This window comes from Synechococcus sp. CC9311, assembly GCF_000014585.1.
Taxonomy (GTDB): Bacteria; Cyanobacteriota; Cyanobacteriia; order PCC-6307; family Cyanobiaceae; genus Synechococcus_C.
This window is the reverse complement of the sequence record NC_008319.1, coordinates 1287846-1304029: the sequence shown is the minus strand read 5'-3', so window position 1 is coordinate 1304029 and position 16184 is coordinate 1287846. Positions and strand designations below refer to the sequence as shown.

Annotated in this window: 18 protein-coding genes; 7 read left to right on the top strand and 11 right to left on the bottom strand. The window is 51.1% G+C overall.

Annotated features, from left to right (window positions below; all coding sequences use genetic code 11):
* Positions 1-447: 447 nt before the first annotated feature.
* Positions 448-636 carry a hypothetical protein gene (locus SYNC_RS06640; RefSeq protein ID WP_041426530.1) on the bottom strand — a complete coding sequence of 63 codons (189 nt, stop codon included), beginning with the start codon at positions 634-636 and terminating at the stop codon, positions 448-450.
* A 92-nt stretch (positions 637-728) separates the two neighbouring features.
* A complete protein-coding gene (locus SYNC_RS13800) occupies positions 729-1013 on the bottom strand; it encodes a DUF2103 domain-containing protein (RefSeq protein WP_011619349.1) in 285 nt (94 codons plus the stop codon).
* Positions 1014-1086: 73 nt separating this feature from the next.
* On the opposite strand from SYNC_RS13800, the gene SYNC_RS06630 reads away from it, so the two are divergent.
* Positions 1087-1314, top strand: coding sequence for a hypothetical protein (locus SYNC_RS06630; protein ID WP_041426528.1), 228 nt, complete (start codon positions 1087-1089; stop codon positions 1312-1314).
* 1 nt (position 1315) lies between these two features.
* On the opposite strand, the gene SYNC_RS06625 is transcribed toward SYNC_RS06630, so the two are convergent.
* Both SYNC_RS06625 and clpS read right to left on the bottom strand, forming a co-directional pair.
* Entirely contained in the window at positions 1316-2716 is a 1401-nt protein-coding gene (locus SYNC_RS06625) for a BCD family MFS transporter (protein WP_011619347.1), read from the bottom strand.
* 5 nt (positions 2717-2721) lie between these two features.
* On the bottom strand, positions 2722-3018 hold the full coding sequence (clpS, locus tag SYNC_RS06620) for an ATP-dependent Clp protease adapter ClpS (RefSeq protein WP_011619346.1): 297 nt from the start codon (positions 3016-3018) through the stop codon (positions 2722-2724).
* Positions 3019-3091: 73 nt separating this feature from the next.
* Between clpS and petN the strand changes: the two genes are divergently transcribed.
* Genes petN through SYNC_RS06610 form a run of 3 tightly spaced genes read left to right on the top strand, consistent with a single transcriptional unit; the run spans position 3092 to position 4776 of the window.
* On the top strand, positions 3092-3193 hold the full coding sequence (gene petN, locus SYNC_RS06615) for a cytochrome b6-f complex subunit PetN (protein ID WP_011619345.1): 102 nt from the start codon (positions 3092-3094) through the stop codon (positions 3191-3193).
* Position 3194: 1 nt separating this feature from the next.
* Positions 3195-3344 (top strand): hypothetical protein, encoded by a 150-nt coding sequence (locus tag SYNC_RS14670; protein WP_011619344.1) that lies wholly within the window; start codon positions 3195-3197, stop codon positions 3342-3344.
* Complete coding sequence (locus tag SYNC_RS06610) at positions 3331-4776, top strand: hypothetical protein (RefSeq protein ID WP_011619343.1); 1446 nt, start codon at positions 3331-3333, stop codon at positions 4774-4776. Before SYNC_RS14670 ends, SYNC_RS06610 begins: the two co-directional genes overlap by 14 nt.
* On the opposite strand, the gene psb29 is transcribed toward SYNC_RS06610, so the two are convergent.
* Entirely contained in the window at positions 4728-5471 is a 744-nt protein-coding gene (gene psb29, locus SYNC_RS06605; protein WP_041426987.1) for a photosystem II biogenesis protein Psp29, read from the bottom strand. The two genes, SYNC_RS06610 and psb29, sit on opposite strands and share 49 nt — an antisense overlap.
* Before the next feature lie 81 nt (positions 5472-5552).
* On the opposite strand from psb29, the gene clpP reads away from it, so the two are divergent.
* Positions 5553-6143, top strand: a complete 591-nt coding sequence (clpP, locus tag SYNC_RS06600) for an ATP-dependent Clp endopeptidase proteolytic subunit ClpP (protein WP_011619341.1) — start codon at positions 5553-5555, stop codon at positions 6141-6143.
* A gap of 86 nt (positions 6144-6229) precedes the next feature.
* Here clpP and ftsH read toward each other — a convergent pair whose 3' ends face one another.
* The 3 genes from ftsH to pyk form a co-directional block, all read right to left on the bottom strand.
* Positions 6230-8161, bottom strand: coding sequence for an ATP-dependent zinc metalloprotease FtsH (gene ftsH, locus SYNC_RS06595; RefSeq protein WP_011619340.1), 1932 nt, complete (start codon positions 8159-8161; stop codon positions 6230-6232).
* Between the two features lie 68 nt (positions 8162-8229).
* Positions 8230-9459, bottom strand: coding sequence for an ABC transporter permease (locus tag SYNC_RS06590; RefSeq protein ID WP_011619339.1), 1230 nt, complete (start codon positions 9457-9459; stop codon positions 8230-8232).
* An 18-nt stretch (positions 9460-9477) separates the two neighbouring features.
* Entirely contained in the window at positions 9478-11262 is a 1785-nt protein-coding gene (gene pyk / locus SYNC_RS06585) for a pyruvate kinase (RefSeq protein WP_011619338.1), read from the bottom strand.
* 89 nt (positions 11263-11351) lie between these two features.
* On the opposite strand from pyk, the gene SYNC_RS06580 reads away from it, so the two are divergent.
* Complete coding sequence (locus SYNC_RS06580; protein WP_041426526.1) at positions 11352-11681, top strand: nucleoside triphosphate pyrophosphohydrolase family protein; 330 nt, start codon at positions 11352-11354, stop codon at positions 11679-11681.
* 21 nt (positions 11682-11702) lie between these two features.
* Here the strand turns inward: SYNC_RS06580 and SYNC_RS06575 are convergent, their stop codons facing one another.
* Genes SYNC_RS06575 through ilvA form a run of 3 tightly spaced genes read right to left on the bottom strand, consistent with a single transcriptional unit; the run spans position 11703 to position 14156 of the window.
* Positions 11703-12005 (bottom strand): YggT family protein, encoded by a 303-nt coding sequence (locus SYNC_RS06575; protein WP_011619336.1) that lies wholly within the window; start codon positions 12003-12005, stop codon positions 11703-11705.
* A 33-nt stretch (positions 12006-12038) separates the two neighbouring features.
* Positions 12039-12569 carry an SMC-Scp complex subunit ScpB gene (scpB, locus tag SYNC_RS06570; RefSeq protein WP_041426525.1) on the bottom strand — a complete coding sequence of 177 codons (531 nt, stop codon included), beginning with the start codon at positions 12567-12569 and terminating at the stop codon, positions 12039-12041.
* A gap of 60 nt (positions 12570-12629) precedes the next feature.
* Positions 12630-14156 (bottom strand): threonine ammonia-lyase, biosynthetic, encoded by a 1527-nt coding sequence (gene ilvA / locus SYNC_RS06565; RefSeq protein WP_011619334.1) that lies wholly within the window; start codon positions 14154-14156, stop codon positions 12630-12632.
* Positions 14157-14235: 79 nt separating this feature from the next.
* Between ilvA and dxs the strand changes: the two genes are divergently transcribed.
* Positions 14236-16179 (top strand): 1-deoxy-D-xylulose-5-phosphate synthase, encoded by a 1944-nt coding sequence (dxs, locus tag SYNC_RS06560; RefSeq protein ID WP_011619333.1) that lies wholly within the window; start codon positions 14236-14238, stop codon positions 16177-16179.
* Positions 16180-16184: the final 5 nt, after the last annotated feature.

Genomic DNA, 16184 nt, shown 5'->3' with positions numbered 1-16184 from the left:
GAAATAGAGGTCATAGCAAACTGAACGTTATGAGTATCTTTGCAATTACAATATTGTGAGTGGAACGATATTGAAGAGATTATCAGCAATGGCTTTTTCGTTATTTAGTTTATATAGGATTCGCAGAACTCGTCGATTTCAAAACCTTGTTCCGGTAAATTTTGTTTATCCAACTTCTCTATTGCTTCCGTAGCTGTTAATTGTCCGGCATTTCTAAGAGCACAGGTGCTCCTAATTCTCTGTTCCTCATCCTCCGAAGAACAGGAGATCATCAGTACCAAAACAGGAAGAGTTAAGGGCAGCCGTAATTTTTTCATTTTAAGACTCTACTGCGTCTTAAAAGAGCTCTGTGCTGCGTAGCAAAGTAAACCCGGCGAACCCAATAACAAAAGTGCCATAAAAGCCTAGAGCGCAAAGAAGTTGAAATATCTATTTTGGCGAAAATGTCTATTTATCTTCTATCATTGATTTTACCAATGCCGCAGTTGCGACTCCTCCAATCATTACTAATGCTATAATATGTTCTTTTCTGTCTTCACGATCTTTGGCGGGAATGCTAACATTATTCGAAATCCCGAAAAGAGTAAAGAGGGCGACAATGGCTAAAACAATTTGACCTGCTTTCCGTTGTTTCATTTTTATTGATTATAGCAGTGTAGCTTCTAGGCACTAATGTTCCACTTGTCAAAGTTTAGCGTTTCATATCGAAGTGTTATTGCTTTTAGCGTTTATAAAATTGAAGATTTGGAGCTGGCCAATCGTTCCATTAAGTCTGATTTTTCTAAAGATGTGATAACAAAAACCTCCTGTGCACTCCTGCCACGGCGTGCCATCAACTTGAACCCACCTCGGATTGGGACCGATGGCCTCAGCGTCAAGTCTGGGCAACGTCCCTTGACCCTTGCAATCACTCCTGGAGTGATGGTCTGGATCTGTGGGTCATTCGCCAAAACCTTGAGCCAGGGGATCAGCCCTTTTACGTAGGTGCTGTGCGTAATGACAAGACGGCCCACTAGGGGTTCAACAGTAAAGCTTGTTTAAGTTAGCCACTCTGGCTAGAGATCAGGTAAGTGTTGCTTGCGAGCCATGCTCCGATCTGTCGATTCCCTCAGAACTGAGGTCTCAGGTCCGTTGACATCTCGAATGGGCCCAAAAACCAAGATCCTCACGGCAGAGGTGCATGGCGATGAAGTGCGGGGGCTCGCTCTTTGTCCTGGAAAAGTGATTCGGTACGTCTTTGCTGCTCAAACTCAACGGTTACGTACAAAAGCTCTTTTATCTCTAACCCGCTATACCCGTAAACCTGCCGCTTGATTCAACCGTCGATTTCGGCCATCATCACAGTCTCAAGTCGTTGCGTTGTGGTTTCTCTGAATTGACCGACGCTGAGCTGATTAAGAACAATCAAAGCGCCTGCCATAACAAGAATTTCGATCGAAAAAACCAAGCCGTAACCAGCCATAGGACCAGCGTTTGGGAGTAGCTGACGACCCAGATCAAGCAGCCCACCACCCACGACCTTGCCCATACCTCGTGAGAGAGCTTGCGCTAATCCCCAAATTCCTACAAAAGTTCCTGCCATCGCTGGCAGTGTGAGATCAAGCATCAAGGTCAGTGCGCTGTTGGTGCCTACGCCTGCCGCTAAGCCAAACAACACCATGACGACGGGGAGAAGTCCTGATGCTTGCTGCCAACCACTGATTACCAATAGGAACAGAGAACCCATCACCATCAAGCAACCCAAACGGGCAGTTGCCAACTTTCCAAGTTGTGGTGTGATGAACCAGCCCGCTAGAAGCAAACCCACCAGTGTTCCTGATCCCCACCAAGCATTGAGCAAAGTGGTTTTAGACACAGGCATCCCAAAGACCTCAGCACCAAAACTTTCCAGAATTGGATCCTGTAAAAATAATCCGAGAGTAAATAAGACTAAAAATCCAAAAAAGATCACAATTTGGCGGCTTGATGTGACTACGCCCCACGCATCTTGAAGTGTGATCAAATCCTGGATTGGTCGTACCGTTCCAGATGCTGTTGGCTTTTCCACCCCCCAGGTCGAAATAATGGTCAACACCATCACGATCGAGGTAATCGAAATCATGAACTTCTGCAGCCAGCTCTGAAGAATCACGGGATCGGAAATGCCGTCGATGGAGCTGACAGCAAGACTTATGGCAATCGCTCCAACGATGATTCCTATGGTGAGCATCGCCCAAATCACACCGATGCATCGTGGCCTTTGTTCTTCTGTTGTGCGATCAATGACGAGGGCTAAATAGGAGGTGCTTGCTAACGAAGTCCCCAATCCGTAGAGTGCAAATAACCCACAAAATGCAGCAATTCCAGCAGCAGCGATCATTGGCGAACCGCTGTCTAGGGCTTCCTTTACTTTAAAACTAACGGGAACACTTAAAATCGCCAATAGACAGATGGCACTTGTTCCGAGCAGAACATAGGGCGTCCGATATTTGCCCATTAAGGGATGGGAGTCACTGAGATGGCCAAACAACACCCGTGCCGGTGAAACAAGTTGCTCAAATCCCAAACCACCACCGGCCAGCAACGCAGGAAAGGCGAGTTCTGTAATCAGAATCCGATTAAAGGTCCCAGTGAAAAGCACCGCGAGGATTCCAAGACAAGCCTGGAAAAGACTTAGGCGGAGCAAGGTTGGCCAGCGAAGACCTTGAACCTCGTTCATCTGAATGGAAGCGGCCATCGGCGTTAATTGCGTTCCAACGGAGCCATCGTGAGTCCCTCGCTACTGAGTTGTTGGTGGTAGAGCTCTGCGGGCTCTAGGGGGCCTGCCCACACTTCTGCAGCACCTTCTCCATCGATTTGATGGGCAAGGGTCCAAGCCTTATCGCTATTCATCCCAGGAATGATTTTGCATAAACACTCAACGACGTGTTCAAACGTATTCACGTCATCGTTGAGAACGATGACTCTGGCATTTGGGTAACGCAGGGTTGTGCGTTCCGGCTGAAGGACGCTCGCGGTTCCAGGAGTTGCCATGGTCATAAGAAGTAATGAATCAACCAGTCAGTTCCGGAGGGGAACCTAGGTAAACTCTCAGCATTCAAGCGTTATTTCAATGCTGTTCACGATTGCCTGGGCATCCCTTGCTGCTGTCTTCAGTTTCTCGATTGCGATGGTGGTCTGGGGCCGCAACGGTGATGGCACCCTGAATTTCTAAAGTGAACGAAGCACTGCAAGCTCCCATCGTCAGTCAGGGATTGGCGATGACCGCTGCGGTTCTTTTGGTCTTTGTCAGCGTAGTAGTCGTTTACCTCTCCACCATCGAGTGGAAAGATCGTCGTCGCAGGCGTTCTCGTGACCGCAGTTGATTCACTCCTTAAGATCTCCACCTACCGATCTCTCGTTCAGTCCCTTCCTGTCACGACGCTGGGTTTAGGCACTGTTTTATTGGGCGGTCTGATCGGGGTCACTCTTAATCATCCATTGCATCAAGACGATGGAACCCCTGCATCGCTAAGTCGCGTCTCAGGGGCATTCAGCTTGATTCAGTCTTTTTATGGAGATTCGAATCGCCCAGCACCCAAGCTTTGGAACCAACGTCTCGGTCTGGTTCGAGCTGGCAACTTATGGAAACGGCAGGGGCGATCGATTTGGTGGCAGGGTTGGTCAGAAGATGGTGACGCCTATTTGATTCTTCCCGATCAACTTCTTGCCGCTGACACCAAAAATCTCCGCAAACACCAGGTTTTGGGATTGACCTTGCTCGGCTCCGATGAGCTGCATCGTCAACAACTCATTCAAAGACTTCAGCGTCACTCCGAACGTCCTGCTCAACCAACATCCCTTCAAAGACGTTGTATGCAGCGTCTTGCTAACGCTCCAGCAGTGTTTTGGACGAGTGATGCACTCGCAGCAATTAGCGGAACAACAGCTCCGTTGCTTCAACAAGGAAGTCATGGGTGTCTTGCACTGCGTCTCAATGGAAATACTCTTCATTGGGGCGGATACGTTGGTAATCGCTCTCTAGCTCTTGCCGCATCACAACCCAAACGTGGCTGGGAATTTTCAGTATCTGATCATCAAAAGCCAGCAAACTTTGATCAGGACAGCCTTTTAGAAGTTCATGGAGCTCGTGTTGATTTGATACTCGGCACACTGTTGAGTCGTCAAATCATCCAAGAGCCCTTGGAATCTCAGTACGGACTGAATCAATCGATTCGATCGAGGCTTGCACTCTCACCGTTTTCTCTGCGACTCCAAAAGCAAGCCAAAGGGGCCTACAGAGCTGGGCTTCAATTTCAGGCACCGTTGCCTGGTGGTGCAGCCGCTTGGACATCAGTCCTTAATCGGGTGAGCAGCCGCTTAGAGGAGCGTGGCTATCAACGCTCTACTCCAGCTGAAGACAAATCAAAAAAAGCTGATGTCGTGATTTGGAAGGATAAGCGTGATGATCAAAACAAGATTGTGGGTGGGTGGCGTTGGTTGCAACAACCCCAGAAGCCCACTCTCCTGAGTGCAGGACTAGCCACTCTTCCTGACACAAAACCGTTTTATCAAGTGCTCCCAGCGTCATCATTTGCAGCGCTGAAGCTGAATGCACGTCCTCGAAAACTCGTGTCGCTTGGTCTGATGAATGGATCGTGGCCTGCACTTCTGAAGCAGGCCGATTCCCTACACCTTCAAATCAAACCGGCGATGGCTTCGATCAACCTGAAGGATTCAGGCCAACAAGCTTGGTGGGAGATCAAGGGTCAATTAGTGCTCTCTTCCGCAGCTAAATCATCTGGAGACTCAGATTGAGCTTCAGGTGTTTTTGAATCTCCGGGTTGAGAATCAGCCGCCTGACGATCCCGTTTGCGACGTTCTGCTGCCAAGGTTTCTTCAATCAGTTCCACAGCCTGAGCCATCTTTTCAAGATTGGATGTGTACAGGCTGAGGTCCTTGTCCAGGCGAGGCTTGGACAATCCGAGTTGCTCACCAATTTCATGGGCGAGTTTTTTGAGTTCGTCAGGATTGGATGGTTCACCACCTTGAGCGGATGAGAGCAGGCTCAACAAGCCCACAGCCATCAGTCGCGAGTAGTGAAATGACTCTCCGCCAACACTTGAGATGCCAGACGCCAAAGGCTCAGGAGCCCCAGCCCCGCGATTGGAAAGCCATTCACGCACTTCATTGATTGTGTGTCCTGAAACAGCTGAGGTTGATCCCTCGGCGAGCTGTTTCAAAGCTTCCGGTTCAAACCCATTGCATGTGCAAATGGCCGCATAGAGCTCATCGAGGTGTGTTTCAGGCTTGTAGCCCTGAGTGAACGCCATAAAAACTTGACGCAATCCAACAGCAAACAAAGCGTCGCTCTTGAAATGCTGTTGATGACTGAGAAGATGCAGTTCAACCAACAGCTCGTCAGCCGTTCTCCTGTAGAGAGACGGAATCACGTAAGGAAAAGATTTATGGAAGGCGCGCTTGCTGTCAGCGATCGTCCGTTGATCCGTCAAGGTCCATCCACCCAACTTTGAATCAAGACCATAGCGCCGCTGCTGCCGCCGTTAGGATTGTTCTAACTGATGCTATGCAACATGATCCCGATCGTGATCGAGGAATCAGGACGAGGTGAAAGGGCTTTTGATATTTATTCTCGTCTCTTAAGGGAGCGAATCATTTTCTTGGGTGAGCCGGTCACCAGCGATTCTGCCAATCGAATCGTTGCTCAGCTTCTTTTTCTGGAAGCGGAAGATCCCGAAAAAGAGATCTTCCTATATGTGAATTCTCCAGGTGGCTCTGTATACGACGGGCTTGGGATCTTTGACACCATGCAGCACATCAAGCCGGATGTTCATACCGTCTGTGTGGGCCTTGCCGCAAGCATGGGCGCATTCCTGCTCTGTGCTGGCGCGAAAGGTAAGCGCAGCAGTTTGCAGCATTCTCGGATCATGATTCATCAACCCCTGGGTGGAGCAAGTGGTCAGGCCAGTGATATTCGAATCCAAGCCGACGAAATTTTGTTCCTCAAGGATCGTTTGAATCATGAATTGGCTGATCGCACTGGACAACCTCTAGATAAAATCCAAGCCGACACTGACCGGGATTTTTTCATGTCTCCACAGCAGGCTATGGAGTATGGCTTAATCGACAATGTCATCGATAAAAGCCCTGTCCGTTCGGTATAAAAAAAGACCCTTTTCAAAGGGTCTTTTTTTTGATTATTTGAATTTGATTGAAGACCAGGCTGTGTAAGAAGCTTGGTCTTTTTGTTTTAAGCCAACAGGGGAGAGAAACGCTCCTTCTCAGGGATTTCAGCAAATTCAGCAACGACAACACGGAACTCATCACCGTCCATCGTTTCCTGCTCAATCAATTGCTCTACCAATTTGTCCATGGCTTGGCGATGTTGACCAACGAGTGCAACGGTTTCCTCGTAGCACTTCATCACGATCAATCTGACTTGCTCATCAATCTGTTTGGAGATGGCATCGGAAACATCGCTACGCGTCATCAAATCGCGTCCAAGGAAAACTTCCTGGCTGCCGCCCTCAAGAGCCATTGGACCCAATTGGCTCATACCAAATTGTGTCACCATCTGACGGGCCATCGAGGCCACCATTTGGATGTCACCACCAGCACCAGTTGTGACTTCGGAATGACCGAAGACAACATCCTCGGCAGCGCGACCACCCAAGGCACCCATAATTCGAGCTTTCAGTTGGGCACGAGAGACGAGCATCTGCTCTTCGTCAGGTGAGAACCAGGTCAAGCCCTGAGCCTGTCCACGTGGAATCAACGTGACCTTTTGAACCGGATCATGATCTTTGACGAGGGTGCCAACTAAGGCATGACCAACCTCGTGATAAGCAATTAATCGCTTGCTTCGCCCATCAGTGAGGGGATGACCTTCCATACCAGCAATGATGCGATCCACGGCATCATCGATTTCTGAAATTCCGATACTCTCCTTGCGACGTCGTGCTGTAAGGATCGCCGCTTCGTTCAATAGATTGGCAAGATCTGCACCTGTAAAGCCAGGGGTTCTTCTCGCAATGCTGTCAAGTGTGAGCTGTTCGTCAAGCTTTTTATTTCTGGAGTGAACTTCAAGGATTGAAAGACGCCCTTTGATATCAGGAGCATCAACGGTGACTTGACGATCAAAACGACCTGGCCGCATCAGAGCGGAGTCAAGAACGTCAGGCCTGTTAGTCGCTGCAAGAATAATGATTCCACTGTTTCCTTCAAAACCATCCATTTCGGTGAGCAACTGATTGAGCGTTTGTTCACGCTCATCATTTCCACCACCAATCCCTGCGCCACGTTGACGCCCTACAGCATCAATTTCATCGATAAAAATCAAACAAGGACTATTTTCCTTGGCACGTTTGAACAAATCTCGGACACGGCTAGCTCCAACACCCACAAACATTTCAACGAATTCAGAACCAGAAAGGGAGAAGAAAGGAACACCAGCTTCTCCAGCAATGGCTTTAGCCAGAAGGGTTTTGCCTGTTCCTGGGGGGCCTACTAGCAAAACACCCTTGGGAATTTGAGCGCCAACGGAAGTAAAGCGCTCTGGCTGCTTCAAAAAGGTGACAACTTCTTCCAGATCTTGCTTGGCTTCACTAACACCGGCAACATCATCAAATTTGACACCGGTATCGGCTTCTACTGCAAAACGTGCTTTGGTCTTACCGAATTGCATGGCTTGTCCAGGACCACCCGGCATCGAATTAGACCGACGAGCCAAAAAGATCAATGATCCGATCAGCAGTAGAGGGAACAGAAGATTTCCAAGAATTCCAAGGGCAGGGGGAGCTGTTTTTGGTGGATGAATGTCGAAACTGATGCCCTCATCTTTAAGGGTGTTGATCAGCTCAGGAGCCAAGCCAGGGAGGTCAACACGAAGTCTTTGAACACGATTATCAAGATCAGGATCAACAGCTTCTACAACCGCGTTACGGCCACCGTCATAGATATCTACTGCCGTGACACGACCCGCTGCCACGTAATCCAAGAATCGGCCGTAGCTCATTCGAGCAACTGCAGCGTTGCGTGGAGCAACGGTTGTGCCAGCGCTAGGGGGGGCATTACTACTACGAAGGTTATTGAGAGCTCCGCTTCCAACAAGCTGCCAAATCAGCAGCAACGCGACGCCTATGGGAAGAATCCAAAGGGCTATCTGACGCCAGCGTTGATTCATGGATTCATCGTGAGTCTCAAGACTGTAAGAGTTTCCTTACCTAAACCGCTGTTTGTGGGCAAGGTGATTTAGAGGCTTCTTAATGCAACGATCGGATCGAGCATCGCTGCACGCCTGGCAGGTACAACTCCGAAAAACAGACCGATAGATCCAGACAGCCCCACCGTGACCAAAATTGTGGAGGCGCCAATCGCTGCCGGTAAGGGCGAAAAGAAGGCAACCGCTGTCACAGTGCCCAGCCCAACGGCAGTTCCAATGACTCCACCGATGCTCGCCAAAACAAGACTTTCAACCAAAAACTGTCGAAGAACATCGGAACTACGTGCACCCAATGCCTTGCGTAAGCCGATTTCTTCCGTGCGTTCACTCACTGATACCAACATGATGTTCATGATTCCGATGCCTCCTACGAGCAGCGAAACGCCTCCAATCGCACCAAGCATCAGCGTTAGGCCGCCTGTAATCGTTCCCACGATGGTGAGGGCATCTTTCTGGGATCTGACGGCAAAATCGTCCTTCCGCAAAATGCGATGCCGTTGTCTCAGCAAGTTGGTGATCTGAAACTTGGCTGGCCCGGTGCTTTGCTCATCCTTAGCTTCAACACTGATAAAGCTGAGACTCACTCCATAGGTTGGATCCCGGCCAGTGAGACGGCTCACCATTGTTGTGAGTGGGATATAGGCGTTTTCATCTTGGTTTGAACCAAAGACCGCTCCTTTGGGCTCCATCACGCCAATCACATTGAAACGTTGGTCTCTGATCCGGATACTTTGCCCAACTGCTGCACCTGATGGGAAGAGCTTGTCCCGAAGATCTGGACCAATCACCACAACGGTCTTCGCACTCTGTTCATCCTCAGAACTGATGAATCGACCACGGGCAACCTCAAAACTTCGCACGGGTAAAAAGGCCGGCGTGACACCTGAAATCGAGGCGCTTGTACTCCTCGCTCCAGCCTGAACCACTTCATTCGCAGAGATTTGTGGAGCAACACGTTTCACACTTGGCACTTGTGCCGCAATGGCAGTGGCATCGTCCAGAACCAAGGTGCGCGGAAATGCAACCCCTTGCCTTCGTGTGTCATTGCTTCCAGGAACCACAAACAAAACGTTGGCACCAAGACTGCTGAGCTGGTCCTCCGCCAAATTTTGGGCACCTCGACCTACACCAACCAGCGTGATGACTGAGGCATTTCCAATCACGATGCCCAGCATCGTGAGCAAACTGCGTAACCGATTCGCCTTAAGTGTGCTGAGAGCCATGCCGACGGTGTCGGCGAGAGGCAGCTTGCTGGCCATGTCCTATTGGGACCAAACTCAGAGCATGGTGTCTAATTTCATCGCCAAGTTGCTGCCGGTTCCCCGATGAACCACACCATCTTTCACATGCAAGGTCACAACTTCGCCTTCTCTGAGATCCTGTGTGGCATTGACTACCCCAGTAATCACGGGAACACCCAAGCGTTTGGCGATGACAGCAGCGTGTGAATCCTCCCCTGGTTGTTCTGTGATAACGGCAGCAGCGTCGCGAATTCCGTCGAGGTAGTCGGCTGACGTATCCCGAGCCACAAGAATGTCTCCTGGTTCAAGTCGGGCGCAATCACTAGCCGAAATCGCAATTCGAACCTTTCCACTGACTGAGCCACTGCCAAAGCCCGTACCTCGGCCGAGCACAGCACTCACGATCCCGACTTTGATCAGGTCAGTAGAACCACTAATTCCAGCGAGCGTTCCTGCCGTTTGCACGCAAAGATCACCGTCTTTGACCACACCGATCTCTTGGGCGTAAGCCATTGCCAACGTGAAGGTGGCGGTGGTGCTCTTCTGAGTTTCTATTAGCAGTGGTGTCACACCCCAAACCAACTGAAGCTTGCGCGCCACGTTGACCTCGCTGGTAATCGCAAGTATCGGAGTGGACGGCCGGAACTTACTGACGTTATGGGCGGTAGCACCGCTTTTTGTTAACGGCAGGATTGCCGCTGCGTTGAGTTGCCGAGCAATGCTGCTCACGGCCCCACTAATCGCATTCGGGATCGTGCTCGGCAGATGGGTGTCAATTGGCCGTTGTGGGTAATCCCGCTCGATCCGTCTGGCGATCGTGGCCATCGTTTCAACAGCCTCAACAGGAAAGTCACCAACAGCGGTCTCGTTGGACAGCATGACCGCATCAGTGCCATCAAGGATGGCGTTGGCAACGTCACTGACCTCAGCACGAGTAGGCCTAGGGCTCGAGGCCATGGAATCGAGCATCTGGGTCGCCGTGATGATCGGAATCCCAAGGCTGTTGGCTTTGTGGATCAGATCTTTTTGAAGAAGAGGGACTTCTTCTGCAGGCATTTCCACCCCCAGATCACCTCGTGCCACCATCACGCCATCACAAAGCGGCAAAATCGCGTCGATTTGATCGATCGCCTCGAACTTTTCGATTTTTGCAACGACGGGAGTGCTGTATCCGTGCTTCCGAATCAGTTCTCTGATCTCCTGCATGTCAGAGGGATTGCGCACGAAGCTCAGCGCTACCCAGTCCACACCCTGCTGAAGACCAAAAGCCAGATCTTGACGATCTTTTGTGGTGAGCGCTCTCACAGAGAGCTGCACATCGGGGAAATTCACCCCCTTGTTATTGGACAGCACGCCAGGAACCGTGACCGAGCAGTGAAGGGTCTGATCGACTCCATCCACACGCTCAACTTTCATCTCGACGCGGCCGTCATCAAGAAGGATGCGACTGCCAGCAGTCACTTCTTCGGCCAGCTTGTCGTAGGTGACAGTTGCAACCGTCTGGTTGCATCGCACCTGCTTAGCCGTGAGTGCGAATTGATCACCTTTGGCGAGCGTGATCGGACCTTCTTCGAAGCGGCCTAAGCGGATCTTCGGACCCTGTAAATCCTGAAGAATGCCGATGTGGGCTCCCAATTCGTGGGCCACCTGCCGAATCGTGGCGATTCTTTCAGCATGCTCGCTGTGATCTCCATGGGAGAAATTCAGTCGAAACGTGGTCGCTCCGGCTTGGATGAGTTCACGGATCCGTTCAGGACTTTCCGTTGCGGGCCCGATGGTGGCCACGATCTTGGTTCTACGGGTTAGATCGATCTGGGCCATCCACAGGTCTTGAAGCTTGCGGAATCTACCGTCTTGCCCTTTTGGACACGAAAACTTGTTGGATGATGACTCCCTTCAACATGATTCGTATGGACCTGAATGCCTATCAGGCCGCTGCAAGGCAGACGGCTCTTTACCCAGATGCTGGCAACAATCCCATCTATCCAACTCTGGGCTTGAGTGGTGAGGCGGGGGAAGTCGCAGACAAAGTGAAGAAGGTGCTGCGCGATCGAGCCGGACTCTTTGATGATGAAGTGCGAGCTGAGATTGCCCTGGAGCTTGGTGATGTGCTCTGGTACGTGGCTCAACTCTCCAGCGAACTGGGCTATGACCTGGAGGATGTGGCCAACCAAAACCTCCAGAAACTGCGAGACCGATCAGCTCGTGGGCAATTGAAAGGAAGCGGAGATCACCGCTGAGATCCTTGGCCGTTGTCTCCCTTAGCCGTAGTTGGCAAATCCACCAGCAAACGCATAGCTGGCTGATACCAGGAGCTGCTGCATCAAGCTCAGGGCAATAAACGCGAGAATGGCTGATAGATCAAGGCCACCTAGTGGGGGGATCAGGCCGCGAAAGGCATTGAGATAAGGGTCAGTGATCGAACTCACTGTGCTGAGCACAGGGTTTCCCATATCCACATTGGGGAACCAGGTGAGCAGGACTCGGACGATCAGGACAAAGGAATAAATCTGCAGGGTCTGGGCAATGATCTGCAGAAAGGTGGAAACAAAACTCAAATCCATCGTTGCTTCTCAAGCGTGAGTAATGAATGAACTTTATGCACCCTGATCTGGTTCTGAGATCCCTCCATCAGGAAGCACAGAAAATGTGCGGTGAAACTTTTCAGAAAGGCTGAGCCAATAAGAACGCCCCTCGCTTTGGCGTTTGCGTTCAATGAAGTTCTGACTAAGCAGCTCTTTGATGTGGTCGTAAGCGCCTGAGCCCCGTAATTCAACGAGCTCTGACTGAAGGATTCGACGTTTCAGAGCAATCGTGGCAAGCGTTCTGAGCGTTGCTGTGGAGAGATTGACCGGCAAAAGATTACGCACCAGTTCGCCAAGTCCAGCCCGAAGCTGAAGGCTGTAGCGACCACTGTTTTCACAAATTTCCAAGGCCGTATCCCTTTGGGCGTATCCAGCGACCAATGCGAGCAAGCCCTGCTCAGCTTCTTTTTCACTGGCGTTCGCCAGCTCGGCCAGTTCCGAAGTGGAGAGTGCTTTTCCTTTCAGGTAGAGGATGGCCTCCAAGCGAGCTGGAAGAGAGAGTTTGAACTCCGACAAATTGCTTGGCTCCAATCCTTGTGCCATTACCTCCCCTTTTGAACCGCTTACAACGTAACGCTGGTGCAGGTTTTAGCCATTCATTCATCATCCACCAAGAAATAGTTGGTAGGCGGGATTACTTGTCTCCTCCCAGCTGCTGTACCCAAGTTCGCGCAGGAAGGATTGCCATTCTTTTAGATCATCCGTACTTACAAGAACACCCACCACAATCCGACCCACATCGGCGCCATGATTTCTGTAGTGGAAAATGCTGATGCTCCAGTCGCGATGCAAGGCCGTGACGAAGCGCATTAAGGCACCTGGACGCTCTGGAAATTCGAACCGATACAGAAGCTCCTGAACATTGCTAGCGATCGAACTCTCAGGTAGCCGACCACCAACCATGTGCCGGAGATGCACCTTGGAAAGTTCATCGTCACTCAGATCAAGACACGCATATCCATGCGTCTTGAGATGGCCAATCAATGTTGCTCTGTCGTCGGGCCCGCTCACCTGAACACCCATAAAGATGTGAGCCTGATCACCAGCCCCCATTCGATAAGAAAATTCAGTAAGGCTGCGGTCTGCAAGTAATTCACAGAGGGAGCGAAGACTCCCCGGACGTTCTGGAATCTCTACAGCGAGCATCGCTTCGCGTTCTTCACCCAGCTCGGCACGTTCAGCAACGAAGCGCAGACGCGCGAAATTGATGTTGGCGCCACAGGCCACAGCTACAAGATTTTGATTCTGGAGCGACCTTCGGCTCACATCAGCTTTGAGGCCTGCAATCGCAAGGGCACCTGCCGGTTCAAGAATCGAACGGGTGTCTTCAAAAACATCTTTTATGGCTGCACAGATTTCATCGGTACTAACGGTCACGATGTCATCGACATACTTTTGGGCTAGTTCAAAAGTGTGCTCACCTACCTCACGCACAGCCACTCCGTCCGCAAACAGCCCAACCTGCGGCAAACGGATGCGCTCACCTGCCTCTAAGGACAAGGTCATCGCGGCAGCATCGTGGGGTTCAACGCCAATGATTTGAACGTCAGGCCAGAGACTCTTCACGTAAACGGCGATTCCGCCGATCAAACCACCACCGCCAACGGCCACGTAAATCGCGTCGGGTGGCTGATGGCACTGGCGCAGGATTTCCATGCCCACTGTGCCCTGTCCAGCGATCACTTCAGGATCGTCAAATGGATGGATAAAGCAAAGTTGCTCCGCTTCGCTGCGTGACCTTGCTTCGGCGTAGGCCTCGTCGTAGGTCTCACCATGAAGCACCACCTCTGCTCCAAGCTGGCGCACAGCGTCAACTTTCACGCCAGGGGTTGTGACTGGCATCACGATCACAGCTCTACAGCCGAGATGGGAGGCGCTGAGGGCCACACCTTGGGCATGATTTCCAGCACTAGATGCGATGACCCCGAGTTTCAGCTCAGCCTCTGAGAGTTGAGCCATGCGGTTGTAGGCACCACGCAGTTTGAAAGAAAAAACGGGTTGAAGATCTTCCCGTTTCAACAAAACGCTGTTGTTCAGCCTTCGGCTCAAATTGTTGGCCAGTTCTAAAGGGGTTTCCCGGGCCACGTCATAGACACGGGCGCGCAGGATCCTCGGCAAATAATGATCCATCACTGCAGTCTGACAACCACTCAAGATCGCGAAGGGTCGGTGGGGCCCGTAGATTGACTGAATCGGTCTGGGGATGGGTATGCATCTGAGCGAATTAACCCATCCCAATCAGCTGCACGGGCTGTCAGAGACGCAGCTTGAGGCTGTTGCCAAGCAAATTCGTGAACGCCATTTGGAAGTGGTGTCCAATAGTGGCGGCCATCTCGGGCCTGGATTAGGCGTCGTTGAATTAACTCTGGCCCTGTACCAAACGCTTGATCTTGATCGAGACAAGGTGGTCTGGGACGTGGGTCATCAGGCCTATCCACACAAATTGATTACTGGACGCTATGGAAGCTTCGACTCCCTGCGTCAGCAGGGAGGAGTTGCCGGATATCTCAAGAGAACGGAAAGTCGTTTTGATCATTTCGGTGCAGGGCACGCCAGCACATCCATCTCGGCAGCTTTGGGGATGGCAATAGCTCGTGATCGGCAAGGTCTTGATTACAAATGCGTTGCAGTGATTGGTGATGGGGCCCTTACCGGTGGCATGGCCTTAGAGGCGATCAACCATGCCGGTCATCTGCCATCCACTCCACTTCTCGTTGTTTTAAACGACAACGACATGTCGATTTCTCCACCAGTTGGTGCTCTGTCGACCTATCTCAACCGGATGCGATTGAGCCCGCCTCTTCAATTTTTATCTGGAAGCGTTGAGGAAAGCGTGCGCAATCTCCCCTTCATGGGGGGCGAAATACCACCAGAGCTGAATCGTCTTAAGGAGAGCATGCGCCGCCTCGCTGTTCCCAAAGTTGGTGCCGTCTTTGAAGAACTTGGATTCACCTACATGGGTCCGATCGACGGCCATGACATTGCTGAAATGACTCGAACCTTCCAATCCGCTCATCGCGTGGGTGGTCCTGTGATGGTTCATGTTGTTACAAAAAAAGGAAAGGGGTATCCCTACGCAGAAGCAGATCAAGTCGGTTACCACGCACAGTCAGCTTTCAACCTCAGTACAGGTAAAGCGAGGCCTAGCAAAACGCCAAAACCACCGAGCTACAGCAAGGTATTTGGACAAACCCTTGTCAAACTCTGCGAACAGAATCCAAAAGTTGTTGGGATTACAGCCGCCATGGCGACTGGTACTGGTCTGGATATCCTGCAAAAAGCACTTCCAGACCAATACATCGACGTTGGCATTGCTGAGCAGCATGCCGTCACCCTGTCTGCTGGCATGGCCTGCGATGGACTTAGACCTGTGGTGGCGATCTACAGCACGTTTTTACAGAGAGCCTTTGATCAGCTCATCCACGATGTAGGGATTCAAAAACTGCCAGTGACTTTTGTTTTGGATCGGGCAGGAATTGTCGGAGCTGATGGCCCAACCCACCAAGGGCAATACGACATCAGCTACATGCGTGCGATTCCCAATTTCACCGTGATGGCACCCAAAGATGAGGCGGAGCTTCAAAGAATGCTGGTGACTTGCCTCAACCATGATGGACCCACAGCTCTGAGAATTCCTCGCGGCCCTGGTGAAGGTGTGCCATTGATGGAGGAAGGCTGGGAGGCACTCCCCATTGGCTGTGGTGAAGTTGTACGCGAAGGAAATGATGTCTTAATCGTTGCTTATGGAGCCATGGTGCCGAAGGCAATGGCTACGGCGAAATGTTTAGCAGCAGTTGGCGTAGAGGTTGCTGTAATAAATGCCCGATATTTACGGCCGCTGGATGAAGCACTCATTCATCCCATGGCGAAGCAAATCGGCAAGATTGTCACGATGGAAGAGGGAGCTTTAGCTGGCGGCTTCGGCTCAGCTGTTCTTGAATCGCTCCAGGAGAAAGGGTTAGCGATTCCCATGCTTCGCATTGGCATTCCTGATCGGCTGGTGGATCACGCAACTCCCCAGCAAAGTTTTGAAGCCCTGGGGTTGACGCCGGATCAAATGGCAGTGCGAATCAAGCAGCATTTTCTGCTGTCAACATCTGGATCCCTCACACTCGAGGAGAAAGCACCAGCTGAAGTTTCATCAGCTGGTTGAGCTTG